Source organism: Streptococcus oralis SK610, from assembly GCF_000257455.1.
GTDB lineage: Bacteria > Bacillota > Bacilli > Lactobacillales > Streptococcaceae > Streptococcus > Streptococcus oralis_CB.
Genome location: NZ_AJKQ01000003.1, coordinates 1 through 24476 on the forward strand (window position 1 = coordinate 1; position 24476 = coordinate 24476).

The window sequence follows — 24476 nt, forward strand, 5'->3', positions numbered from 1 at the left end:
TAGGAGAATTACTCAAGAGGCTGAAGAGGACGGTTTGCTAAATCGTTAGGTCGGGTAACCGGCGCGGGGGTTCGAATCCCCCATTCTCCGTAAGTTAAGAGAGCTGTTAGGCTCTTTTTTTGTATGTAAATCCCCCTTCTAAATCGTTAAAAGGGGGATTTGTTTATTACCAACTTGTTAGCGATATTTCGCCGCTATTTAGCCAGATAGTATGTTTATCTTCAAGTTCAACTTGAAGTTGACCAGATTCTGAGATTTCTTTTGCAAGTCCTTTTTTAAATTTTCCATCTAGCTGGAAGGTAACTTCTTTTCCAAGAACTATTGATCTTTCTTTATAGATATAAAGTAGCTCATCTGATTCCGTATTGTAGAAACAATTCCATATTTCGCTGATGAGATCATTACGACTAATTGGTGCAGGTGCCATAAATAGACTACCTGCTTTTTCTTTTAGGTTATCTGGGAAGTCTGCTATAGAAAAATTTATACCTAGTCCGATAATGACGTCTGTAACCAAGCCTGTCTCAACTGATGTCATCGCTTCGGTGAGGATACCTGCTATCTTTTTATTTTTAAAGTAGATGTCATTTACCCATTTGATATCTACTTCTATCATAGTTAGATTTTTAATGGCTTTGCAGACTGCAGCTGCCACAAGAAGAGTATAGGATGGGAGTTTTTCATAGAGAAGGTTTGGTTGAATATGCAGAGACATATAGATCCCGCCCTGAGATGGAGAATAGTAGGGGCGCTGAAAGCGGCCACGACCTGCTGTTTGACAGGTTGAAAGATAGAGTGTGTTTCCTTTGTTTCCAGCTTCAATCCCTTCTTTTGCATCTGTTTGTGTTGATTTTGTCTCAGGTTTGTAGCGAATGGTTAAGTTGGTGTTCTCTTGAATCAATTCAGGCAATATCAGATCTCCTTGAGTAAGCTTGTAGCCTCTATTTTTGATACTATCAACTTCTAGGCCTTCTTGTTGAAGACGTTGGATCGCTTTCCATATAGATGTACGGCTTAAATTCAGTTCTTCTCCGATTTTTTCTCCGCTAACATAATCGTTTTCTCTAGCTAATATTTGGTAAACTAGTTGGTGTGATTTCATTTCTTTTCCTTTCTAGCTAAGAGGGAGTTAGAGTATTCATTTCGAGTTTGACTAGGTGTTTTATGAAAAAACTGTTTGTAGGCTTTTGAGAAATGTAATGGATCTGAAAAACCCACAGAATACGCAATGACTTTGATCGTTTCATTGGTGTGTTCTAGTAACTGTTGAGCGCGCTTCATTCGAACGAAAAGTAAATACTCTTTTGGAGAGAGTTGGTGAAATTCTTTAAACACACTAGTTAAGTAACTTCTATGAACCGATAGCTCTTTTGCTAAATCTTGAATGGTGAGCGATTGTGGATAGTGACTATCAATTAATCGTTTGCAGTCAAGATAGAGCTGGTGGGTTGATGAAATATTCTCTTTTTTCTGATTAGGAGCAATGGTTCCTAGATGAAACATCAGTTCATGGAGTTGTCCCATGATGTGGAGTTGAGCCAATTCATTTGATTTTGTAATCTGAGCGAAGCGGACAATATCTGAGATGAGTTTTGCAGTTGTCTGGGTATGACAGTTATTTGACTGGATGAGGTAGGATTGGTCAGAAATTTGAGATAGAGCAAAGTAGTCAGGTGCCCTCCCTCCAGTGATCCCCAACCAGTAGTAAGCCCAAGGATCCTGGCTATCTGCTTGATAGAATGTTAATTCATCTGGTTTTAGTAAAAAGAAATCTCCTGTCTTTAAATCAACAATTTTCCCCTTATAATGGAATTGACCTTTTCCTTTAGTAATGTAATGTAGTACATAGGTATCTCGAATAGCTGGGCCAAAAGAGTAGTTAGGCGTGCATTCTTCATAGCCGTAAAAGCTAAGAGAAAGATCAATTGTTCCAGTCTGGTATTCTGAAAAAACGAGCATGGGCCACCTCCTACCTAACATTTTACCATACTTTGTATACATTTCTCTATTTTAGAAAGCGCTTTTATGTGATAAAATTTTATCAAGAAATGGATGAGGTACAATTTATGGGAGTTCGAATAGAGAATAATCTATTTTACGTTGAGAGTAAAGGTTTAAGTTTGATTATTGAAAATAGGGATGGGTACTTATTATTAAAACATTTAGGAAAGACTATTAAGAACTATAGAGCTTCTAATAGTGTTTATGAACGCGATCATGCTTTTTCAGGTAATCCAACAGCTACTAATCGTACCTTTAGTTTGGATACGCAACGTCAGATTTTTGGACAACATGGTTTGGGTGACTTTAGAAAACCAACTTTACAGATTCAACATGATGCAACTGAAGTAACAGACTTTCGATTTGTAGAAGCAAAGATTTTAAAAGGTCAGAATGGTCCACAGGGCTTACCTTCTCCTCACAGCATGGATGCTACAGAGACGCTTGCCTTGATTATAAAAGATCCTCAAGCTAAACTTAGTCTTACTTTGTATTATACGGCTTTTGATAATGATGCGACAATTGCTAGTTACAGCAAATTCGAAAATAATAGTAATCAGGAAGTTGTCATCCATAAGGACTTTTCTTTTATGGCTGATTTTCCTGCTGCACCTTATGAAATGGTGACTTTACAGGGAGCTTATGCTCGTGAAAAGACTGTTCGACGTCAACAGGTAGAGCAAGGAATCTTTTCAATTAGTTCGAACCGTGGAGCTTCTGGGCATGCTCAAACACCAGCTCTTCTATTATGTGATAGAGGAGTCACAGAGGATGCTGGGAATGTGTTTGCTCTGCAACTCCTGTATAGTGGAAACTTTGAAGCTTTTGTTCAAAAGAATCAGTTGAATGAAGTTCGGGTTGCTATTGGGATTAATCCAGAAAATTTTTCTTGGAAGTTAGATCCTGAGGAAAACTTTGAAACACCGGTAGCTTTAGTGACTTATTCAGATAAGGGATTAACTGGTATTAGTCATGAAAGTCAGAATTTTGTACTTAAGCACATTATGCAAAGTAAATTTTCTAAAAAAGAGCGTCCAATTCTAATCAATAACTGGGAAGCTACCTACTTTGACTTTCAGAGAGAAAAACTGTTAGAATTAGCTGATGAAGCTAAGAAAGTTGGAATAGAACTTTTTGTATTAGATGATGGGTGGTTTGGTAACCGCTTTGATGATAATCGTGCTTTAGGTGATTGGGTTGTTAATGAGAAAAAACTGGGTGGAAGTCTTGAAAGTCTGATTTCCGCTATCCATGAAAGAGATTTGCAGTTTGGTCTTTGGTTAGAACCGGAGATGATTTCTGTTGATAGCGACTTGTATCGCAAACATCCTGACTGGGCTATTCAGGTTCCAGAATATGAGCATACTTACTCTCGGAATCAATTAGTTCTTAATCTTGCCAATCCACAGGTAGTAGAATATCTGAAAAATGTTTTAGATGAACTCCTCTCTCATCATAAAATTGACTACATCAAATGGGATATGAACCGCAATATTACTAATCTGGGGAATGGTTCAGCCTACTTGGAAACCCAGATGCAGTCTCATCAGTATATGTTGGGGCTTTACGAACTCGTTTCTTATCTGACAGAGAAACACAGTCATATTCTCTTTGAGTCCTGCTCTGGTGGTGGTGGACGAAATGATCTTGGTATGATGCGCTATTTCCCACAAGTCTGGGCTAGTGATAATACTGATGCTATAGCACGTTTACCAATTCAATACGGTTCATCCTATCTCTATCCAACCATTTCTATGGGGGCTCATGTGTCAGCAGTACCAAATCATCAGATGGGACGAATGACACCATTGGAAACTCGTGGTCATGTAGCAATGATGGGAAATCTGGGTTATGAGCTTGATTTGACAAGTTTATCAGATGATGAGAAAGCTGAGATTGCTAATCAGGTGAACTTGTACAAAGAATTGCGACCAGTAGTCCAGTTGGGAAATCAGTATAGGTTAATCAATCCCGATGCTGAATCTAATGAAGTAGCTCTACAATTTAACTATGGAAATCAAACGATTGTAACCTACGTCCGAGTCCTATCAGTTGTGGAAACAATGGAAACCACCTTGAAACTGAAAGACTTAGAGGTGGAAGGGCTTTATGAGTTGGAAGGGACAAACATTGTTTACTCGGGTGCAGAACTTATGTATGCAGGTTTAACTGTTACCCTATCACCAGGAGATTTTTTGAGTAGACAGTATAAATTCAAGAGACTATAATAAAAGCGTATAAATTTATCAAGGAGGCATTCCAATGAAATGGTATAAGAAAGCAGGTTTTCTTTTAGTAGCTGGGGCAAGTTTACTAGGCTTAGTGGCTTGTGGTCAGAACAATCAATCAGCTGATGGTAAGGTAACGATTGAGTTTTTTAACCAGAAGACCGAGATGGCAGATACCTTGCAAAAGATAGTGGATGATTTTGAAAAGGAACACCCTAATATTGATGTGAAGCTGACTACAGTACCTTCAGCTGGAATTGTTCTAAAGACTCGTATTTTATCAGGAGATGTTCCAGATATTATTAATATCTATCCTCAAAATATGGATTTCCAGGAGTGGGCGAAGGCAGGTTATTTTTCAGATATGACAGGAAAACCCTATCTTGAGAACATCAAGAATGACTATGCCGAAAAGTATGCAATCAATAACAAGATTTATAGTGTGCCTTTAACGGCCAACCTTTATGGAATCTATTACAATAAAACGAAGTTTAAAGAATTAGGACTTGAGGAACCGAAGACTTTTAAAGAGTTTCAAGAGATTGTTAAAAAGATAAAAGATAGTGGAAATTCTCCATTTGCGGTTGCAGGCAATGAAGGCTGGACATTAAATGGTTACCACCAACTTTCTCTCATTACCCTTACGGGTAGTGGAGACGCGGCTAATAACTATCTTCGCTTTTCAAAACCAAACGCAATCTCTGCAGATGATTCTATTTTAAAAGCAGATGCAGAACGACTCGATTTATTAGCAGATAATGCTCAAGATGGTTGGCGTGGTGCCTCATATAATGATGCGGTGGTAGCATTTTCGAGTGAAAAAGCCTTGATGATGCCACAAGGATCATGGGCATTAGCCGCAATTAATCAACAGGATCCAAAATTTGAGGTGGGGATGTTTGCCTTTCCTGGAGAAGAAGTAGGAAAAGAGGTCACTGTTGGTGCAGGGGATATGGCATTATCAACTTCAGCTACTACCAAACACCCGAAAGAAACCGAAGAATTTATCAGCTATATGACTAGTCCAAAAGCTATGCAGTCATACTATGATGTAGATGGATCACCAGTTGCGGTGAAAGGCATACAGGAAAAAGAAGATTCAGCGCTTGCAGCTATTTCTAAACTGGCTTTTACGGACAAACATTATGTTTGGTTGGGCCAACGCTGGAACTCTGAAGAAGACTTTTTTAATCTAAGTGCAGGTTACCTGATGGATAAAAATCTGAAAAATATGGCAAACAATCTCAATGCTTTCTTTAATCCAATGAAGGCAGATTTGGACTAGAATAGGAGTTAAGATGATATGGCTATTCGAAAATTTTTAAATAAATACTGGGGTTGGACATTCTTGCTCATCCCGCTTGCTTTACAAGCTATCTTCTTTTACTTTCCAATGGTACAAGGTGCTTTCTATAGTTTGACTAACTGGACTGGATTGACCTATAATTATAAATTTGTTGGTTTAAATAACTACAAATTGCTGATGATTGATGGGAAATTCTTCACAGCCATAGCCTTTACTTTGATTTTAACTCTGGCATTGATTATTGGAGAGATTACGATTGGGATGGTTGTGGCACGAGCCTTAAATTCTAAGATGAAGGGGCAGACCTTCTTTAGAGCTTGGTTCTTTTTCCCGGCTGTTTTGTCTGGTTTGACTGTTTCCTTGATTTTTAAACAATTCTTCAACTATGGTCTTCCAACGATTGGAAAAATTTTAGGGATTGGTTTTCTACAAGAGAGTCTATTAGGAACACCTGTCGGAGCGGTAGTGGCAACTATTTTTGTTCTTCTATGGCAAGGAGTAGCAATGCCAATCATTCTCTTTCTTGCTGGTCTTCAGAGTATTCCAAATGATATTTTAGAGGCAGCATCAATTGATGGTGCAACCAGTAAACAAACCTTTTGGAAGATTGAATTGCCCTATTTATTGCCAACGATCTCTATGGTTTTTATCTTGGCTCTTAAGTCCGGTTTGACAGCCTTTGACCAAATTTTTGCCTTGACGAGTGGTGGTCCAAATAATGCTACAACGTCTCTTGGACTTTTAGTCTACAACTATGCTTTCAAGAGTAATCAATATGGATATGCGAATGCAATTGCCTTGATTTTATTCTTAATTATTGGAATTGTTTCTCTTATCCAAATCAAGCTATCAAAGAAATTTGAAATCTAATAGAGGAGTCCTACACATGAAAAAAGAAGAAAAATTGAATCAGTTTTGGAAATATGTCCTCTTGATAGTCGGTGGTATTCTTATACTTGTTCCTTTGTTGGTAACAGTATTTAGTTCTTTCAAAACAACTAAGGATATCATGAATCATTTCTTTAGTTTGCCCAATCCTGTCACCTTAAGTAATTATGAACGATTGATTTCGGATGGAATTGGAGGCTATTTCTGGAATTCAGCTGTTATTACGATGTTATCATTGATTGTAGTAGCTTTCTTTATACCAGCTGCAGCTTATTCGATTGCTCGAAATATGTCCAAGAAAAAAGCCTTTGCAATTATGTATTCGCTCTTGATCTTAGGGATATTTGTTCCATTTCAGGTGATTATGATTCCCATCACAGTTATGATGAGTAAACTCGGTCTAGCAAATATGTGGGGGCTAGTAATACTCTACCTAACTTATGCTATTCCACAGACCCTCTTCTTGTATGTTGGTTATATAAAAATCAGTGTACCAGATAGTTTGGATGAAGCTGCTGAAATTGATGGGGCTGATCGTTTTACAACTTATCGTCGAATCATTTTTCCAATGTTGAAGCCCATGCATGCGACAACTTTGATCATCAATGCTCTCTGGTTCTGGAATGACTTTATGTTACCATTGTTGATTCTGAATAAGGATTCCAAGATGTGGACTTTGCCTCTCTTCCAGTACAACTACCAAGGTCAGTACTTCAATGACTATGGCCCAAGTTTTGCATCTTATATTGTGGGAATTGTAACGATAACCATTGTCTACCTCATCTTCCAAAAACATATCATTTCAGGAATGAATAACGGGGCAGTGAAGTAAGAAAGTGCTTAGGGAATTTATAATTCCATACATAGACGAACGGTTCAGCTTACTGACAATTCTATGTAGAAAACAAGAAAATAGTACTTAATTGCTTGCAGTCTATATTAGTACGAGTTCAATGTGAACAAAAATCTAAAAATATCTTTCATTTACGAAGCCAGGTCATATAAGACTTGGCTTTCATCAGAAAAAGGAGACCATCTATGACCATTCAAAATAAAACTATGTTGATTACTTACTCAGATAGTCTTGGAAATAACCTTAAAGACTTGTATGAGAATTTGGAAGAACATTTTGGCGATGCTATTGGAGGAGTTCACCTTCTACCATTTTTCCCATCAACAGGTGATCGTGGATTTGCGCCAGTTGACTATGATGAAGTGGATTCAGCTTTTGGTGATTGGGAGGACGTTAAGCGTTTAGGTGAGAAATATTATCTTATGTTTGACTTTATGATTAATCATATTTCTCGTCAATCTAAGTATTATAGCGACTATCAAGAAAAACATGAAGCCAGTGAATTTAAAGATCTCTTTTTAAACTGGGATAAGTTTTGGCCAGAGAACCGTCCGACACAGTCTGACGTAGATTTAATCTACAAGCGTAAGGATCGTGCACCAAAGCAAGAGATTGTTTTTGCAGATGGTTCAGTGGAACATTTGTGGAATACCTTTGGTGAGGAGCAGATTGATCTTGATGTGAGCAAAGAAGTAACGATGGCATTCATCCGTAAGACGATTCAACATCTAGCAAGTAACGGGTGTGATTTGATTCGCCTAGATGCCTTTGCTTATGCAGTGAAGAAATTGGATACCAATGATTTCTTTGTGGAACCAGATATTTGGAATTTATTGGACAAAGTTCGAGATATCGCTGCTGAGTATGGGACAGAGCTCTTACCTGAGATTCATGAACACTATTCGATTCAGTTTAAAATAGCGGATCATGATTACTATGTTTACGATTTTGCCCTTCCAATGGTGACCCTTTATACTCTTTACAGTTCCAGAACAGAGCGCTTAGCTAAGTGGTTAAAGATGAGCCCGATGAAGCAATTTACGACACTAGACACCCATGATGGGATTGGAGTGGTGGATGTCAAGGATATCCTGACTGATGATGAAATTGACTATGCTTCAAATGAGCTCTATAAGGTTGGAGCGAATGTCAAACGTAAGTACTCTAGTGCAGAGTATAACAATCTAGATATCTACCAAATCAATTCAACCTACTATTCTGCGCTTGGAGATGATGATGTCAAGTACTTCCTCGCTCGTCTGATTCAAGCTTTTGCTCCAGGCATTCCTCAGGTTTACTATGTGGGTCTATTAGCAGGAAAAAATGACTTGAAATTATTAGAAGAAACCAAAGAAGGTCGAAATATTAATCGTCATTACTATAGCAATGAGGAAATAGCAGAAGAAGTTCAACGTCCTGTGGTGAAGTCTCTTCTCAATCTATTTTCTTTCCGTAATCGGTCAGAGGCCTTTGACCTAGAAGGGACTATTGACATTGAAACACCAACAGCTCACAGCATTGTAATCAAACGTCAAAATAAAGACAAGTCCGTAACAGTAGTAGCAGAAATTGATTTGCAAAGTCAGACCTATCAAGTAGTGGAAAATGGCAGAAAAATTCAGTTCTAATGCTATATTAATGAAAGAGTTTTTTTGTGGCGAAAACGTGTTCATTGTTCCCAAATGACGGAAAAAATGGTAAAATATAAAGATAGTTTAGCATTTATCTTCTGGAGAAATCCAGAACAGAAAGGATCCGTTTTGAAATCAATTGGATTACTGGATAAGATAAGAGGGCTTTCGAAAAAAGATTTCTTTTTGTATCTGATGATCATAAGTATCTTTTTACCTTTTTATTTATTCTTAGCGCTCTTTGCTTTATATTTGATAGGTTTACTTGTTACTGGGGAGATGAAGGGAATAATCAAAGGATTGGCAAAACATCCTGTACTTCTCTTTTTTATTGCCTACAGTAGTATCATCTCCATCGTCGCCAAGAACTGGCTTGGATTGGTTGCATCTTTACTGATGTTTCTCTTCCTCATTTTCTTTAGTTTCTACCAGAAACGTCTGACGCATGCTTTCTTTCGACTGATTCTGCAGACAATCTTGTTTGGTAGTGTGCTCTCTGCTGTCTTTGCTACTTTGGAGCATTTTCAAATTGTAAAGAAATTTAACTACGCCTTTCTTTCGCCCAATATGCAAGTATGGCACCAAAACCGTGCAGAGGTGACCTTCTTTAATCCTAACTACTATGGGATCATTTGTTGCTTCTGTATCATGATTGCCTTTTATCTCTTTACAACGACGAAGCTAAGATGGTTGAAAGTCTTTTGTGTGCTAGCAGGTTTTGTGAATCTATTTGGTTTGAATTTTACACAAAATAGAACAGCATTTCCTGCCATCATCGCTGGTGCCATCATTTATCTCTTTACAACCATTAAAAACTGGCGCGCCTTCTGGCTCAGTATTGGAGTTTTCGGGATTGGTCTCTGTTTCCTCTTCTCAAGCGATTTGGGTGTCCGTATGGGAACGCTAGATTCTTCAATGGAGGAACGTGTTTCAATCTGGAATGCGGGTATGACTTTGTTTAAGCAAAATCCGATCTGGGGTGAGGGTCCGCTGACCTATATGAATTCTTTCCCGAGAATCCATGCACCTTATCACGAACACGCGCATAGTCTTTACATCGATACTATTTTAAGTTATGGTTTGATTGGAACCATTCTCCTATCCATTTCTTCGGTTATCCCGGTTCACATGATGATGGATATGAGTCAGGAGTCTGGTAAACGACCAATTATCGGTCTTTATCTCTCCTTCTTGACAGTAGTCGCTGTACATGGGATTTTTGACTTGGCTCTCTTCTGGGTTCAGTCAGGATTTATCTTCTTGTTGGTTATGTGCAGTCTACCACTGGAACACCGAACCTTGGTGTCCGAAATGACAGATTAAGTTAATAAATAGTGAAGATCTTCTACTCTAGGTAGGAGGTCTTTTTTGTTGGTGGAAATTATTTCTAAATCGAAATAGTTGACAGATGGAATGATAAGTATTACAATATAATATAATTCGATATAGAAATAAATTGGAGAAGTCATGAAAGATAGTCATTTGGTAGCCTATCATATTCGTTTGTTGAATGGGCGGATTTTTCAAAAGTTACTGAGTCAGGATCCTGAGGCTCTTTATCGGAGTGAACAGGGAAAGATTCTCTCTGTCTTATGGAATAGTGAAACTGGCTGTGCAACCGCGACAGATATTGCGCTGGCGACTGGTCTCACCAACAATACGCTCACAACCATGATTAAGAAACTTGAGGAGCAAAACCTGGTCATCATTAGCCCATGTGGAATAGATAAGAGAAAGAAATATGTCAAGCTAACGGAGCAAGGTTGGTCCCAAAAAGAAGTTGGCCATCGCATCAGTCAAAAGTTGGATGCTATTTTTTATAAAGGATTCTCTGAGGAAGAAATTCGCCAATTTGAAAGTTATCAGGAACGCATTTTGGACAATTTGAAAGAGAAGGAAAATTAGGCTTAGAATGGGGTAAATTAGTTATTAAAAGTTCGGTAACTTGACGAACCGAGGAAAATTTTAAATTGAGGACAAAGAATGATTGAATATAAAAATGTAGCGCTACGCTATACAGAAAAAGATGTTTTGAGAGATGTCAATTTACGGATTGAGAATGGAGAGTTCATGGTTTTAGTTGGACCTTCTGGGTCCGGTAAGACGACCATGATTAAGATCATTAATCGTCTTTTGGAACCGACTGATGGAAATATTTACATGGATGGCAAGCGCATCAAAGACTATGACGAGCGGGAACTTCGTCTTTCTACTGGTTATGTTTTACAGGCCATTGCTCTGTTTCCCAATCTAACAGTGGCAGAAAATATTGCTCTCATTCCTGAGATGAAGGGGTGGAGTAAGGAAGAAATTGCTCAGAAAACAGAAGAGCTTTTAGCTAAGGTTGGTTTACCAGTATCCGAGTATGGACATCGACTTCCTAGTGAATTATCTGGCGGAGAACAGCAACGGGTCGGGATTGTCCGTGCCATGATTGGTCAGCCTAAGATTCTGCTTATGGATGAGCCCTTTTCGGCTTTGGATGCTATTTCGAGAAAACAGTTGCAGGTTCTGACGAAAGAATTGCATAAGGAGTTTGGAATGACAACGATTTTTGTGACCCATGATACGGATGAAGCTTTGAAATTGGCGGACCGTATTGCTGTCTTGCAGGACGGAGAGATTCGTCAGGTGGCGAATCCTGAGACGATTTTAAAGGCTCCTGCAACAGACTTTGTAGCAGACTTGTTTGGAGGTAGTGTTCATGAGTAATTTGATATCAACTTTTCAGGAGCGTTTTGGTGACTGGGTAACAGCTCTATCTCAACATTTGCAGTTGTCACTTTTGACCTTGTTGCTAGCTATTTTTATTGCTATTCCCTTGGCTGTTTATCTTCGTTATCATGAAAAGATGGCGGACTGGGTCTTGCAGATTGCAGGAATTTTCCAGACTATCCCGTCTCTGGCCTTGTTGGGGCTCTTCATCCCCTTGATGGGAATTGGGACCTTACCTGCTTTGACAGCACTAGTGATTTATGCGATTTTCCCGATTTTGCAAAATACCATTACTGGGCTGAAGGGAATTGATCCAAGTCTGCAGGAGGCTGGGATTGCCTTTGGGATGACTAGATGGGAGCGTCTCAAGAAGTTTGAAATTCCACTTGCCATGCCGGTCATTATGTCTGGGATTCGGACGGCAGCGGTCTTGATTATCGGTACAGCAACCTTGGCTGCCTTGATTGGTGCAGGGGGACTGGGTTCCTTTATCCTTTTGGGAATTGACCGCAATAATACCAGTCTGATTTTGATTGGGGCCCTTTCTTCTGCAGTGCTGGCCATTGCCTTTAACTTCCTACTAAAAGTGATGGAAAAAGCAAAATTGCGGACGATTTTCTCTGGTTTTGCCTTGGTGACCATATTACTCGGTCTGTCTTATAGTCCAGCTCTATTAGCTCAAAAAGAGAAAGAAAACTTGGTGATTGCTGGAAAATTGGGACCGGAACCAGAAATTTTGGCCAATATGTATAAACTCCTCATTGAAGAAAATACCAGTATGGCTGCGACTGTTAAACCGAATTTTGGGAAAACAAGCTTCCTCTATGAAGCTCTGAAAAAAGGGGATATTGATATCTATCCTGAATTTACGGGTACGGTGACTGAAAGTTTGCTTCAACCAGCACCTAAAGTAGGTCATGAACCAGAGCAGGTTTATCAAGTGGCGCGTGATGGCATTGCCAAACAGGATCATCTGACTTATCTCAAACCTATGTCTTATCAAAACACATACGCTGTAGCTGTTCCGAAAAAGATTGCTCAAGAATATGGCTTGAAGACCATTTCGGACTTGAAAAAAGTGGAAGGACAGTTGAAAGCAGGCTTTACTCTTGAGTTTAATGACCGTGAAGATGGCAATAAGGGTTTGCAGTCTCTCTACGGACTCAATCTCAACGTAGCGACCATGGAGCCAGCTCTTCGCTATCAGGCAATTCAGTCAGGCGATATTCAAATTACGGACGCCTATTCGACCGATGCGGAATTGGCGCGTTATGATTTACAGGTCTTGGAAGATGACAAGCAACTCTTCCCACCTTATCAAGGGGCACCACTTATGAAAGAAGCTCTTCTCAAGAAACATCCTGAGTTGGAGACAGTTCTCAATAAATTGGCTGGTAAAATCACGGAAAGCCAGATGAGCCAGCTCAACTACCAAGTCGGTGTTGAAGGCAAGTCAGCAGAACAAGTAGCCAAGGAGTTTTTACAAGAACAAGGTTTGTTGAAGAAATAGCTTGAAAATGCTAAACTCAACTTTGTTAAACGACCATATAGAAAAATACTCAGACAATCTTGTCTGGGCTTTTTTGATATTAGAGTTACTGAATGTCTTTCAAAATGGAAAATAAGAGGAAATTTTCAGGATTTTCTAGATTTTTACTGTAAATACACTTGACTATTCACAAAATAGGTGTATAATGTGTTGTGAACTACTTAACAAACAAGGATTTCCAGCTCATGTCAACTAAGGATGGAAATCTTGTGTATAGACAGTTCAGTAGATATATAATAGAGCGTTGCGTCCGAAAGTCTATCCAGACACGGCTCTTTAAAAACAAAAGGAGAAGATTATGAAAACAGAACCGATTCATCGTACCAGTATGTGGAAATTTAAGTTAAGTGCTGCCACCATGACTTTGATTCCCGCTGCCGTGGGGATTAACTATGTTGCCAAAGCCTTGGCGGAGGGGTTAAAGTTGCCCGTTTGGCTGGGGTCTTTGGGAACCTTTCTTACCAGCATGTTGGCTGGGCCGGTTGCCGGTGCCATTAGTGGTTTCATCAACAACGTGATCTATGGGCTGACCTTATCGCCAATTTCAACCGTGTATGCGATTACCAGCATCGGAATTGGGATTGCTGTTGGCGTTTTGCACGCCAATGGGTGGTTCTCGTCAGCGCGACGAGTATTTGTTTCTGCTATTATTATTGCCATCGTTTCAGCTGTCATTTCAACGCCACTCAACGTCATCTTTTGGGGTGGTCAGACCGGTATCGCTTGGGGTGACTCATTGTTTGCGGTAATGGTCGCCAATCATGCACCAGTGTGGCTGGCCTCATTTACCGATGAGTTTGTCTTGGATATTTTGGATAAATTCTGCGTGGCCTACCTGGCATTCTTCATCTATCGTCAGCTGCCGAAGCGGATGGTGCACTTCTTTAGCGATGATAAATGATGACTGATAAAACATTGATTTCTGGAGCGCCACGGGTCAAGCTCAAGTGGTACCAGGTGATCGATCCGATTACTAAGATCTTGTTCATCTTGGACATGACGTTGTTGAGCTTTGCCAGTATGAATTTATTGCTTCAGGCCGGATTAATTCTTGTCGCAACACTGCTATTGTTATTTTCCAAATTGAGTTCTACCACCTTTAAGGCGCTGGGATTCAGCCTGTTTCTGATTTGCACCATGCTGATCATCCAAGGGTTATTTTACAGTCGGAATCAAACTGTGCTGTTTTCTGTGCTTGGGGTGTCGTTCTACAAAGAAGGCCTGATTTACGCCACCACTCTGGGTTGTCGAGTATTGGTGATTATTTTGACCAGTGGCTTTTTTATGGTGACCACGAGTATTTCAGAAAACGCGGCCTATTTGGAACTGTCCGGATTGTCTTATAAAACCGTCTACGTTCTGATGTCGGTGTGTTATATTTTGCCGGAAATGATGCGCAATATGCGGAAAATCCAGCAGGCACAAAAGGTTCGCGGAACCAATCCGCAAAAAACGTTGATTCAGAAATTAAAGTCAGTCCTGCCGGTTCTAATTCCATTGGTGATTAAGACCTTGGATCAATCGATGACGCGGTCGATTTCTCTCCAACTGAGAGGTTTTGATAATCTCAACCGGACTGTCAGAACCTCCCAGCGCGTGTATCGCCTGTCGCGGACGCTGCACATTGGTCTGACTGGATTGGCAATTTTATTGATTGGGTGGAAGATATGGACGAAGATAAACGGATTGTAATTGAAAATTTGACCACCCGTTATCCGGGTACTGAGCAACCACAACTGCGTCAGATTAACGCGGAGGTTCATACCGGCCAGGTGGTTGGGATTATCGGGAATAGCCACTCCGGCAAATCGACTTTGTGCCGTGTGCTGGCAGGGGTCATTCCCAAAATTGTGTCTGCTGAGATTGAGGGCGATTGGCACATGTTTGGCCAGCGAGTGTCTGACAATTGGCCCGTTTATAATGCCATGAATGGAGTTGTACTGCAAAATCCAGCTGGCCAACTAAGCGGGTTGGCAGACACGGTTGCCGATGAAATCGCCTTTGACTTGATTAATCAGGGAATGGCTGAAGGACTGATTCAAAAAAGGGTTGAAGAAGTTGCCACGCAAATGGGGCTGATTGAACAGCTGAATTTGCGTCCCGAGAGCCTTTCCGGTGGTCAGATCCAGCGGTTGGCAATTGCCACGGCGATTGTGGCTAATCCGGCTGTTTTGATTATGGATGATCCGACCAGTGAGATGGATCCCCTTGGCCGCCGGCAATTTTTCCAATGGCTGGCCCAAGTCAAAGAGACGACTGTCTTCATTGTCACCAGTGAAATTGACGATTTGTGCGAAGTCGCTGACGTTGTGTGGGTGCTGCACGAGGGTCAAATGGTAGCCCAGGGCAGGCCGGGTGAGGTGTTTAATCATTTGGCAGCTGACTGGCAGATTCCAGCCCCGACAATCCAGCAACTTGCTCAAAAAATGGATTGGCACTTGGCTGATGGCCGGTATCCGGTGAATTACGCTGATCTGAAGGAGGTTCGTTATGTCCACAATTGAACTGAGCCACCTGACGTTCACTTATCCGGAACGGTCCTTTAGCTTGGATGTTGAAGACAAACACTTCGCCGATCCGATGGTGGCGATTGTCGGCCAAAATGGTGCCGGCAAATCAACGCTCTTCAAATTGTTGACGGGTTTGCTGACACCACAAACCGGTGTGATTAAGATCGATGGAGAAAATTTTAATGATCTTAAACCAGTCAAAAAGTTACTGAAGGTTGGGATTACTTTTCAGAATCCTGACGATCAGCTTTTCAACCCGACCGTTCAACGAGAGGTGGAGTGGAATGTCGCGCAGGTCATGGATGACCACGACACGATTACGAGGCGGGCTTTAGCGGCTCTAAAAAGAGTTGGCTTGGATGATAAAACAGCTGAAAGTCCATATGACCTGTCATTGTCGGAACGCAAGCTGTTGAGCGTTGCCACAGTTTTGGCAGTGGATCCGGCGATTTATTTATTTGATGAGCCGATGATGTCGCTTGATTGGGAAAGCCGGCGCAAGTTGACCGCAATTTTCCATCAGTTGGCTGATTCGGGCCACCAAGTTGTGACCATCACCCATGACATGGATTGGGTCGCCGCCGAGTTTGAGTCGGTGTATGTTATGGAACACGGGAAGTTTAGCTTCGCCGGCAGTCCACGGGAATTGTTCAGCAATCACGAACTTGTCCAGCGAGTGGGATTACTACCACCGCGGATTATGGACATAGCGGAGTCGCTGGGTGATTCACAGACATATTTATCGGTTAATGATTATTGCCAGAAAAATCGAGATGTATAGAAAAAGTCACCTCTGCGGGTTTTCCAGGTTGAAGGATTAACTTCAGCTTCTGGCAAGAACTCACATGGGTGACTTTTGTGTTTAATAACGTTTCATGATCATCGGGTGCTTCCTCAGATCACTCGGTTTGATTTTACTTTGTTTCATGGTCATAATCATATACCATTTCTTTTGGATTTTTTGTTTGACTAATACAAAATAGGTCTTCATAGGTCTTCGCATTTTTAGCGTCCATTAGGATCATCAGTATAATTTTCTGAATTAGGAGGCTGTCCCATCACTATTCGAACTTCGTCTCCCAACTTACGCTGTTCCTATTCATCCGTGAATACTTTAAATCGCAATTCTGGAACTTTCTTTTTAACTGAATCATCTATTTTCGCCATAGTCCTCACCATTTTATTGGTTTTTCTTGTTCTTCTATCCTTTTTTGATCTTTGATTTGTTCCTGCAAATTTTCCAACTTCTCTTTAAGAGCGTTCACTTCATCTTTATATTGATTGTCTAAGTGTTTGAATTCTGTTTCCTGTGAGGGCATTTTGAGGGCTTTTAAGTTATCATTTTCCGCCTTGTATTCTTCTAGCAACTTTTTATCTTGCAAGGCTAATCGTTGTTACTGGTCTAACAAATTAGTTAGTTTTTCTATTTGTTGGTCTTTGCTACTTATTTGTTGGTCTTTGGTATTTGATTTGCTACTACTTTCTACTTTACCTAAAATTATTTTTTCTGCTTTAGAATTTATTAGATTAGACCCATTGGAACTTTTAAGCTGTAATTCTTTTGGTAACCTTTGGTAGTGATATTGAATATTTTGTTTTGTAACACTCAACTCATCCGCCAGCTCTTTGATCGTTTTTAAGTCTTCACTCATGGTTTAAGTCCTGCCTTTTAACCGTTCGTAGATATTGTTCAATGGCTTTTTCGAGGTAGCGTGCGATATTATGCTTAGAATATTCTTCACGTCTGCTGGCAACATAAGACAAGTGGTCTTTAACACTATTTAGCCCTCTTAATTCTTTCAGTTCGTCATAGATGGGGGAAACATGAACTTGCAATCCTGCCATGATTTTTGTATCTTGCATTTCAAACGGACTTAGCAACATATTTTCTAGCAATAGCGTGGTGTACTTGCTTTTCATTGCTTCAATAGCTAGCTTATCTTCGGTTTCTGCTTTGCGTGCTTTATCTTCTTGATAGGCGGTATCTTCTAACTTATAGCTGTTATCGTCTGCTCGACGTTTCTTTCGTAACCAGATATCCAATGTTAAACCGTCCGCATCAATCGCTCGATAGAGATAATGCCAACGCCCCTTAATTTTGATATAGGTTTCATCCATTTTCCACGAATAGAAGGACTGTTTATTTTTCTTTTTCCAGAGATGATAGAGGATTTTACTGTATTCTTGAACCCACCGATAAATCGTAGTGTGACAAACATTTATTCCACGGTCATAAAGCAATTCCTGAACTTCACGATAGCTCAGATTGTAACGTAGGTAATAACCAACAGCGACAATGATGACGTCTTGTTGGAATTGTTTGCCTTTAAAATGATTCATCTCTCAAGCCTTACTAACCTTTTTTCTGCTCTTTGAGAAGCTGAAGGTCGTGCTAGTAACTACCTATTTGGTTTGATTAATTCCATCATTTATCTGGTGCTTGCCCTTCAAAAAGGCTTCTATGGTGAGGTTTTAACAACTCTCTATTTTACAATTATGCAGCCAATTGGTCTCTTGGTTTGGATTTATCAAGCCCAGTTCAAGAAAGAAAAGCAGGAGTTTGTCGCACGTAAACTAGACGGCAAGGGTTGGACCAAGTATCTTTCCGTTAGTGTTCTTTGGTGGTTGGCCTTTGGATTCATTTATCAGTCTATCGGAGCCAATCGTCCTTATCGCGATTCCATCACCGATGCGACCAACGGGGTTGGGCAAATCCTCATGACAGCTGTTTACCGTGAACAATGGATATTCTGGGCAGCTACCAATGTCTTTTCTATCTATCTCTGGTGGGGAGAAAGCCTGCAAATCCAAGGGGAATACCTGATTTACTTTATCAATAGTCTAGTTGGGTGGTATCAGTGGAGCAAGGCAGCAAAGAGTGCTTAAAAAGTAAAAAAGGATCAGATGATCCTTTTTTTGTGTTAGAGCAAAATGAATAATACCGTAATGACAATAGCGCTCGTTATACGAACGATGTGGTGCGAGATATGTTGACTTTCTTTCTGTTGGCCGTTCCAGTAGGCACCATAGCAGACGATACTCGAGCCCACAATCCATAGAAGAATGGTTGCAAGCGGAACGAAGTAAAAGATAGCTAGAGCCAGAGATGTGAGGCAACTGCCGACCAAGATGCACGTGTTTCCTAGACTGTAGTTCTTTTGTTTTATGGCTGAAAAAGCAGCAGCAAGGTGAAGCAATGAGAAGGCGAGAGCTAGTACAATTGTTAGTATTCCTAGAATCATCGAAGTTAACATAGTTGGTTCCTTTCTGAGTTACAGGATTAGTTATCAAGTGGAGTTGTAGAGGTCATCTCCATTACATCAAGGTAAAATCTCACCACTTGGTCTTCGGTATAAGATTTTCCTTTTTTTAGCCACCAAGTTAGGGTCTCGATAAAGTTCGTCACAACAAAATGCTGAAGGTAGGAGGCCGGAATGTTTGGATAGGCCTCTTGCAAGTCCTCCGCCACCATGGGATAAACATGGTGTTCGAGTTCCTTGTGTAGTTGGCGTAGGAAGTAGTCGTTTTTGGAAAAAAGGAGACTGGTGACATGGTCCTGGTTTTTCTGAAAATGTAAAAAGATATGTGCGAGGTAGTCTTCTGTAGTTAAGTGTTCTTCCCTTTCAAAGAGATGATGAAAGAGGTAGCGACAGAGTTCATCTAAAAGCAGTTCTTTGCTCTCGTAGTGACAGTAAAAGGTCGAGCGCCCAACATCTGCCAAGTCAATGATATCTTGGACAGTAGTAGCATCATAGCCCTTGTCGTTCAAAACTTGTAAAAAAGCTTGATAAATGGCTTTTTTCGTCTTGCTAACTCGACGGTCTCTTTTTGGCATATAGACACTTGAGACAAACTGTTCAGAACTGAACATGGCTGACAGTTTGCTTCTATCCTTTCTTTGGATTTTATTAGATAATACAAATGAAAGAAGTATGTATATACCCATTATACCAAAGGAGGGAGAGAAATGAGTTCTAAAACATCTATCTGGCTAGCTTTTTTCTTAAATTTAAGCTATGCGATTGTCGAGTTTATCGCAGGAGGAATCTTTGGGTCAAGTGCTGTTCTTGCTGATTCTGTTCATGACTTGGGAGATGCTATGGCCATTGGCCTATCAGCCCTTTTAGAAACAATTTCCAATCGTGAAGAAGATGGACAGTACACCTTGGGTTACAAACGATTTAGTCTTTTAGGGGCTCTGGTGACTGCTGTGATTCTTATCACAGGATCCATCCTAGTGATTTTAGAAAATATAACTAAACTTTTTAATCCACAACCTGTTAATGATGAGGGCATCCTCTGGCTAGGAATCATTGCAGTAAGTATCAATGTGCTAGCTAGTCTGGTAGTTCGTAAAGGAAAGACAAAGAACGAGTCAATTTTGAGCTTGCATTTTTTGGAAGACACTCTTGGTTGGTTGGCTGTCATTCTAATGGCGATCATCCTCAAATTTACAGATTGGTATATCCTTGATCCACTCTTATCTCTTGTCATTTCTATCTTCATTCTAACAAAAGCCATTCCTCGCTTTTGGAGTGCACTCAAGATTTTCTTGGATGCTGTGCCAGAAGGAGTAGAGACAGGGGATTTGGAGAAGGATTTGGAGGCTCTGATCAATGTCAAAAGTGTCAATCAACTTAGCATTTGGTCCATGGACGGTCTAGAGAATAATGCTATTGTCCACATTTGTATTAAGGACTGGGAACAGATGATGGAAACCAAAGAAGTGGTGCGTCAATTTTTAGAAGAAAGAGGCGTGCAGAATATCACTATTGAAGTGGATAGCAGTCAAAGCAATCATGCGCAACATAAACGGAGGATAACAGCCTTAGAGCAGAACCATCCTCATCATCACTAGAAAAAACGACCTCTTGTTGAGGTCGTTTTAATATCTTATTCATTTCTCGTACTTTCTCTCAGAGTCAGTCTGGTTCCCAGCATGGTCAGGCTAGGAATTTTTCGTCCATGAAGGACTTCTTTATTAAGAATATCCATACCTGCTCGGCCCATTTCCTCGGTATAGACAGTGATGCTTGAAAGAGGAGGATAGACCTGCTTGGTCAGGCTAGTGTCGTTGAAAGAAATGAGGCTGACGCGGTCTGGTAGGCTAATTCCAGCTTCTTGAAGGGCACGGAGGGCACCGATGGCTAAACTATCGCTGGCAGCGAAAAAGGCTGGTGGGAGTTGTTCTCCTAGCTTGTGAATGGCCTCCTTCATCAAGTCATAGCCAGACTGGGCAATAAAGCTCCCCTGAAAGACCAGTTCTTCATGGTAGATACCTTTTGCTTGGGTATAGTCTTTGAAATTTTCTAGTCGCTTATCCTGAATAATTTCTTCCTGGTCGGTTGTTTCTTCAAGGCCTGTTAGAATGCTAATCCGATCCAGTCCCTGACCGAGGAAATGGTCTACAACTTGTTTCACAGCAGTGTAAAAATCCGTGATAATACAGGTATGACCTAATGAGAGGGTATCGCTGTCTATAAAGACTAAAGGTTTTTGGTATTCTTCAAAGGCAGAAATCTGAGCTCGGCTGAACTTTCCGATACAGAGAATGCCAATCACTTCCTCGCTCAGGGTAAAAGGATGGTCATTAAAATAGCGCAAGATGTCATAGTCCAACTCTTGGGCTCTTTTTTCAATACCGAGACGAATCTGATAGTAGTAAAGGTCGTCCAACTCCCCTTGTTCGCTGACCCATTGGATAATGGCAATCTTTTGCTTGGGTTTGTGGGATTCGCCTGTCTTTAGATGCTTAGTATAGCCCAGCTCTTCAGCGACAGTTAAAATACGGTGTCTGGTTTCTTCTGTAACAGATAGGCTCTGGTCGCGATTGAGGACACGAGATACGGTCGCGATAGAGACAGAGGCTAGCTGTGCGATGTCTTTTAATGTAGCCATAAATCCTCCTCCTTTTAGGTTAGTATATCATATTTTTCTGCTTTTTACCGATAGTTTAGTAAAACTTTAGTAAAAAGGATTGACCTTGGAAAAGGCCTTAGATACAATAGAAGAAAACGATTACACGTTAAGGTGACTTAACGGACAGTCAAAGGAGAATTCATATGTCACAACATCTTACTGCTGAAGCACTTCGTAAAGACTTTCTTGCCGTTTTTGGTCAAGAAGCAGACCAAACCTTCTTTTCACCAGGTCGTATCAATTTGATTGGTGAACACACGGATTACAATGGTGGACATGTTTTCCCAGCAGCTATTTCCTTGGGAACTTATGGGGCGGCTCGCAAACGTGACGACCAAGTTTTGCGTTTCTACTCAGCCAACTTTGAGGACAAGGGTATCATCGAAGTGCCTCTTGCTGATCTCAAGTTTGAAAAAGAGCACAGCTGGACCAACTATCCAAAAGGGGTTCTTCATTTCTTGCAAGAAGCTGGACACGTGATTGATAAAGGGTTTGATTTTTATGTTTATGGGAATATCCCAAATGGTGCAGGTTTGTCCTCATCAGCATCCTTGGAACTCTTGACAGGGGTCGTGGCAGAACATCTCTTTGATTTAAAACTAGACCGTTTGGATTTGGTTAAAATTGGAAAACAAACTGAGAATAACTTTATCGGAGTCAACTCTGGTATCATGGACCAGTTTGCTATCGGTATGGGGGTTGACCAACGTGCTATTTACCTAGATACCAATACTTTGGAGTACGACTTGGTGCCACTTGATTTGAAGGACAATGTCGTTGTTATCATGAACACCAATAAACGCCGTGAACTGGCGGACTCTAAGTACAATGAACGCCGTGCTGAGTGTGAAAAAGCAGTGGAGGAATTGCAAGTTGTCTTAGATATTCAAACCTTGGGTGAATTGGATGAGTGGGCCTTTGACCAATACAGCTATCTGATTAAAGACGAAAATCGTTTAAAACGTGCTCGCCATGCAGTGCTTGAAAACCAACGTACCCTTAAAGCTCAAGCAGCCCTTCAAGCAGGTGATTTGGAAACATTTGGTCGCTTGATGAATGCGTCACACGTTTCTCTAGAACATGACTATGAAGTAACTGGTCTAGAATTGGATACCCTCGTTCATACAGCTTGGGATCAAGAAGGTGTTCTGGGTGCTCGTATGACAGGAGCAGGTTTTGGTGGCTGTGCCATTGCCTTGGTGCAAAAAAATGCTGTTGAGGCCTTTAAGGAAGCTGTAGGCAAGCACTACGAGGAAGTAGTTGGATACGCTCCAAGCTTCTATATCGCTGAAGTTGCAGGTGGCACTCGCGTCCTTGACTAGTTAAAAGGAGGCTCTATAGTGACCTTAGTAGATAAATTTGTAACACATGTCATTGCTGAAAGTTCATTTGAGGAAATGGATCGCATCTACCTGACCAACCGTGTTTTAGCACGGGTGGGCGAAGGAGTTTTGGAAATGGAGACGGATCTAGATAAATTGATTGACCTCAAAGACCAGTTGGTTGAGGAAGCGGTTCGATTAGAGACGATTGAGGATAGTCAGGCTGCGTGTGAAATCCTCGGTGCTGAACTAATGGACTTGGTAACGCCTTGTCCAAGTCAGGTCAATCGTGACTTCTGGGCAACCTATGCCCAATCTCCCGAACAGGCAATTGCGGACTTCTACCAACTTAGCCAGAAAAATGACTACATCAAACTCAAGGCCATTGCAAAAAATATTGCTTATCGTGTTCCATCTGACTACGGAGAACTTGAGATTACCATCAACCTCTCTAAGCCTGAAAAGGATCCAAAGGAGATTGCAGCAGCCAAGTTGGTGCAAGCTAGCAATTATCCCCAGTGTCAGCTTTGTATAGAGAACGAAGGCTACCATGGTCGGGTTAACCATCCAGCTCGCAGCAATCACCGCATTATCCGTTTTGAAATGGCGGGTCAGGAGTGGGGCTTCCAGTATTCGCCCTATGCTTATTTTAATGAGCACTGTATTTTCTTAGATGGCCAGCATCGTCCCATGGCCATTAGTCGTCAGAGTTTTGAGCGTTTGTTGGCTATCGTAGAGCAGTTTCCTGGCTATTTTGCAGGCTCTAATGCCGACCTTCCGATTGTGGGGGGCTCTATCCTGACTCATGATCACTATCAGGGAGGTCGTCACGTATTTCCTATGGAATTGGCTCCCTTGCAAAAGGCTTTCCGATTTGCTGGTTTTGAGCAGGTCAAGGCTGGGATTGTCAAGTGGCCAATGTCAGTGCTACGTTTGACCTCGGATTCTAAAGAGGATTTGATCAATTTGGCGGACAAGATTTTGCAGGAATGGCGTCAGTATTCAGATTCTAGTGTGCAGATTTTAGCAGAGACAGACGGGACACCGCATCATACCATCACACCCATTGCTCGTAAACGCGATGGACAGTTTGAGTTGGATTTGGTCTTGCGGGACAATCAGACTTCGGCAGAGCATCCTGATGGTATCTATCATCCCCACAAGGATGTCCAACATATCAAGAAGGAAAATATCGGCTTGATTGAGGTCATGGGCTTGGCAATCTTACCACCTCGTTTGAAAGCAGAAGTGGAGCAAGTCGCCAGCTACCTCGTAGGAGAAGAAGTCTCAGTTGCCGACTATCATCAGAAATGGGCAGACCAGCTCAAAGTCCAACATCCAGACCTAAAAGATAAAGAAAAAGCCCTTGAAATCGTCAAGGACTCTGTGGGTGACATCTTTGCACGTGTTCTGGAGGACGCGGGGGTTTACAAGCAGACGGAACAAGGACAGGCAGCCTTTATGCGCTTTGTAGAACAGGTCGGAATTTTACCAGACTGGGAGCTTTCTCCTTGCACAGTCCTATAAAAAGTAGTATCATAGTGTCGTTTGAAC

General features: G+C 41.1%; 24 protein-coding genes, 1 tRNA gene and 1 pseudogene. 18 read left to right on the forward strand and 8 right to left on the reverse strand.

Translation table 11 applies throughout. The annotated features are described in order from the left end of the window. Positions 1-2: 2 nt before the first annotated feature. Positions 3-90: transfer RNA gene (locus HMPREF1115_RS02805), tRNA-Ser, on the forward strand. A 76-nt stretch (positions 91-166) separates the two neighbouring features. Here the strand turns inward: HMPREF1115_RS02805 and birA are convergent. Continuing rightward, on the reverse strand, positions 167-1102 hold the full coding sequence (gene birA, locus HMPREF1115_RS02810; RefSeq protein WP_000835310.1) for a bifunctional biotin--[acetyl-CoA-carboxylase] ligase/biotin operon repressor BirA: 936 nt from the start codon (positions 1100-1102) through the stop codon (positions 167-169). Then, positions 1099-1959: an AraC family transcriptional regulator gene (locus HMPREF1115_RS02815; protein WP_000959987.1), complete on the reverse strand. Its 861-nt coding sequence runs from the start codon at positions 1957-1959 to the stop codon at positions 1099-1101. The genes birA and HMPREF1115_RS02815 overlap by 4 nt, the downstream gene beginning before the upstream one ends. A gap of 107 nt (positions 1960-2066) precedes the next feature. Here HMPREF1115_RS02815 and HMPREF1115_RS02820 point away from each other — a divergent pair, with 107 nt between their 5' ends. From HMPREF1115_RS02820 to HMPREF1115_RS02880, 13 genes are all read left to right on the forward strand, one after another. Continuing rightward, the gene (locus HMPREF1115_RS02820) at positions 2067-4229 is read left to right on the forward strand and encodes an alpha-galactosidase (protein ID WP_000538909.1); all 2163 of its coding nucleotides are present in this window, start codon (positions 2067-2069) and stop codon (positions 4227-4229) included. Between the two features lie 34 nt (positions 4230-4263). Then, positions 4264-5514: an extracellular solute-binding protein gene (locus HMPREF1115_RS02825; protein WP_000872421.1), complete on the forward strand. Its 1251-nt coding sequence runs from the start codon at positions 4264-4266 to the stop codon at positions 5512-5514. 18 nt (positions 5515-5532) lie between these two features. Beyond that, entirely contained in the window at positions 5533-6405 is an 873-nt protein-coding gene (locus HMPREF1115_RS02830; RefSeq protein WP_001007683.1) for a carbohydrate ABC transporter permease, read from the forward strand. A 16-nt stretch (positions 6406-6421) separates the two neighbouring features. After that, entirely contained in the window at positions 6422-7255 is an 834-nt protein-coding gene (locus tag HMPREF1115_RS02835; protein WP_000711275.1) for a carbohydrate ABC transporter permease, read from the forward strand. 206 nt (positions 7256-7461) lie between these two features. Further along, positions 7462-8904 carry a sucrose phosphorylase gene (gene gtfA, locus HMPREF1115_RS02840; RefSeq protein WP_000155216.1) on the forward strand — a complete coding sequence of 481 codons (1443 nt, stop codon included), beginning with the start codon at positions 7462-7464 and terminating at the stop codon, positions 8902-8904. A gap of 132 nt (positions 8905-9036) precedes the next feature. After that, complete coding sequence (locus HMPREF1115_RS02845) at positions 9037-10230, forward strand: O-antigen ligase family protein (protein ID WP_025170970.1); 1194 nt, start codon at positions 9037-9039, stop codon at positions 10228-10230. Between the two features lie 144 nt (positions 10231-10374). Beyond that, positions 10375-10812 (forward strand): MarR family winged helix-turn-helix transcriptional regulator, encoded by a 438-nt coding sequence (locus tag HMPREF1115_RS02850; RefSeq protein ID WP_000655229.1) that lies wholly within the window; start codon positions 10375-10377, stop codon positions 10810-10812. 78 nt (positions 10813-10890) lie between these two features. Next, entirely contained in the window at positions 10891-11619 is a 729-nt protein-coding gene (locus HMPREF1115_RS02855) for an ATP-binding cassette domain-containing protein (protein ID WP_000575220.1), read from the forward strand. Next, a complete protein-coding gene (locus HMPREF1115_RS02860) occupies positions 11612-13132 on the forward strand; it encodes an ABC transporter permease/substrate-binding protein (protein ID WP_000067274.1) in 1521 nt (506 codons plus the stop codon). Before HMPREF1115_RS02855 ends, HMPREF1115_RS02860 begins: the two co-directional genes overlap by 8 nt. 337 nt (positions 13133-13469) lie before the next feature. Continuing rightward, the gene (locus tag HMPREF1115_RS02865) at positions 13470-14072 is read left to right on the forward strand and encodes a hypothetical protein (RefSeq protein WP_000846127.1); all 603 of its coding nucleotides are present in this window, start codon (positions 13470-13472) and stop codon (positions 14070-14072) included. Further along, positions 14072-14863, forward strand: a complete 792-nt coding sequence (locus HMPREF1115_RS02870; RefSeq protein WP_002881875.1) for an energy-coupling factor transporter transmembrane component T — start codon at positions 14072-14074, stop codon at positions 14861-14863. The genes HMPREF1115_RS02865 and HMPREF1115_RS02870 overlap by 1 nt, the downstream gene beginning before the upstream one ends. Continuing rightward, the gene (locus tag HMPREF1115_RS02875; RefSeq protein ID WP_000343048.1) at positions 14839-15675 is read left to right on the forward strand and encodes an ABC transporter ATP-binding protein; all 837 of its coding nucleotides are present in this window, start codon (positions 14839-14841) and stop codon (positions 15673-15675) included. Before HMPREF1115_RS02870 ends, HMPREF1115_RS02875 begins: the two co-directional genes overlap by 25 nt. Further along, the gene (locus HMPREF1115_RS02880) at positions 15662-16462 is read left to right on the forward strand and encodes an energy-coupling factor ABC transporter ATP-binding protein (protein WP_000103854.1); all 801 of its coding nucleotides are present in this window, start codon (positions 15662-15664) and stop codon (positions 16460-16462) included. The genes HMPREF1115_RS02875 and HMPREF1115_RS02880 overlap by 14 nt, the downstream gene beginning before the upstream one ends. A 391-nt stretch (positions 16463-16853) precedes the next feature. Here HMPREF1115_RS02880 and HMPREF1115_RS02885 read toward each other — a convergent pair whose 3' ends face one another. Genes HMPREF1115_RS02885 through HMPREF1115_RS12320 form a run of 3 tightly spaced genes read right to left on the reverse strand, consistent with a single transcriptional unit; the run spans position 16854 to position 18021 of the window. Continuing rightward, entirely contained in the window at positions 16854-17063 is a 210-nt protein-coding gene (locus tag HMPREF1115_RS02885; protein ID WP_001152919.1) for a hypothetical protein, read from the reverse strand. 12 nt (positions 17064-17075) lie between these two features. Then, complete coding sequence (locus tag HMPREF1115_RS02890; RefSeq protein ID WP_001287840.1) at positions 17076-17333, reverse strand: plasmid replication protein; 258 nt, start codon at positions 17331-17333, stop codon at positions 17076-17078. Next, complete coding sequence (locus tag HMPREF1115_RS12320; protein WP_001015320.1) at positions 17326-18021, reverse strand: IS6 family transposase; 696 nt, start codon at positions 18019-18021, stop codon at positions 17326-17328. Before HMPREF1115_RS12320 ends, HMPREF1115_RS02890 begins: the two co-directional genes overlap by 8 nt. Before the next feature lie 39 nt (positions 18022-18060). On the opposite strand from HMPREF1115_RS12320, the pseudogene pnuC reads away from it, so the two are divergent. Continuing rightward, positions 18061-18567, forward strand: a pseudogene (pnuC, locus tag HMPREF1115_RS02895) (nicotinamide riboside transporter PnuC); the annotation flags it as partial. 35 nt (positions 18568-18602) lie between these two features. On the opposite strand, the gene HMPREF1115_RS0101990 reads toward pnuC, so the two are convergent. Both HMPREF1115_RS0101990 and HMPREF1115_RS02900 read right to left on the reverse strand, forming a co-directional pair. Further along, positions 18603-18935, reverse strand: coding sequence for a hypothetical protein (locus HMPREF1115_RS0101990; RefSeq protein WP_000958138.1), 333 nt, complete (start codon positions 18933-18935; stop codon positions 18603-18605). Positions 18936-18961: 26 nt separating this feature from the next. Next, positions 18962-19516, reverse strand: coding sequence for a TetR/AcrR family transcriptional regulator (locus HMPREF1115_RS02900; RefSeq protein WP_025170971.1), 555 nt, complete (start codon positions 19514-19516; stop codon positions 18962-18964). A gap of 132 nt (positions 19517-19648) precedes the next feature. On the opposite strand from HMPREF1115_RS02900, the gene HMPREF1115_RS02905 reads away from it, so the two are divergent. Next, the gene (locus tag HMPREF1115_RS02905; protein WP_000095935.1) at positions 19649-20539 is read left to right on the forward strand and encodes a cation diffusion facilitator family transporter; all 891 of its coding nucleotides are present in this window, start codon (positions 19649-19651) and stop codon (positions 20537-20539) included. A 35-nt stretch (positions 20540-20574) separates the two neighbouring features. Here HMPREF1115_RS02905 and galR read toward each other — a convergent pair whose 3' ends face one another. After that, positions 20575-21579 carry a DNA-binding transcriptional regulator GalR gene (galR, locus tag HMPREF1115_RS02910; protein ID WP_000212497.1) on the reverse strand — a complete coding sequence of 335 codons (1005 nt, stop codon included), beginning with the start codon at positions 21577-21579 and terminating at the stop codon, positions 20575-20577. A gap of 164 nt (positions 21580-21743) precedes the next feature. Between galR and HMPREF1115_RS02915 the strand changes: the two genes are divergently transcribed. After that, the gene (locus HMPREF1115_RS02915) at positions 21744-22922 is read left to right on the forward strand and encodes a galactokinase (protein ID WP_000077818.1); all 1179 of its coding nucleotides are present in this window, start codon (positions 21744-21746) and stop codon (positions 22920-22922) included. A gap of 18 nt (positions 22923-22940) precedes the next feature. Further along, positions 22941-24449 (forward strand): UDP-glucose--hexose-1-phosphate uridylyltransferase, encoded by a 1509-nt coding sequence (locus HMPREF1115_RS02920; protein ID WP_000176970.1) that lies wholly within the window; start codon positions 22941-22943, stop codon positions 24447-24449. Positions 24450-24476: the final 27 nt, after the last annotated feature.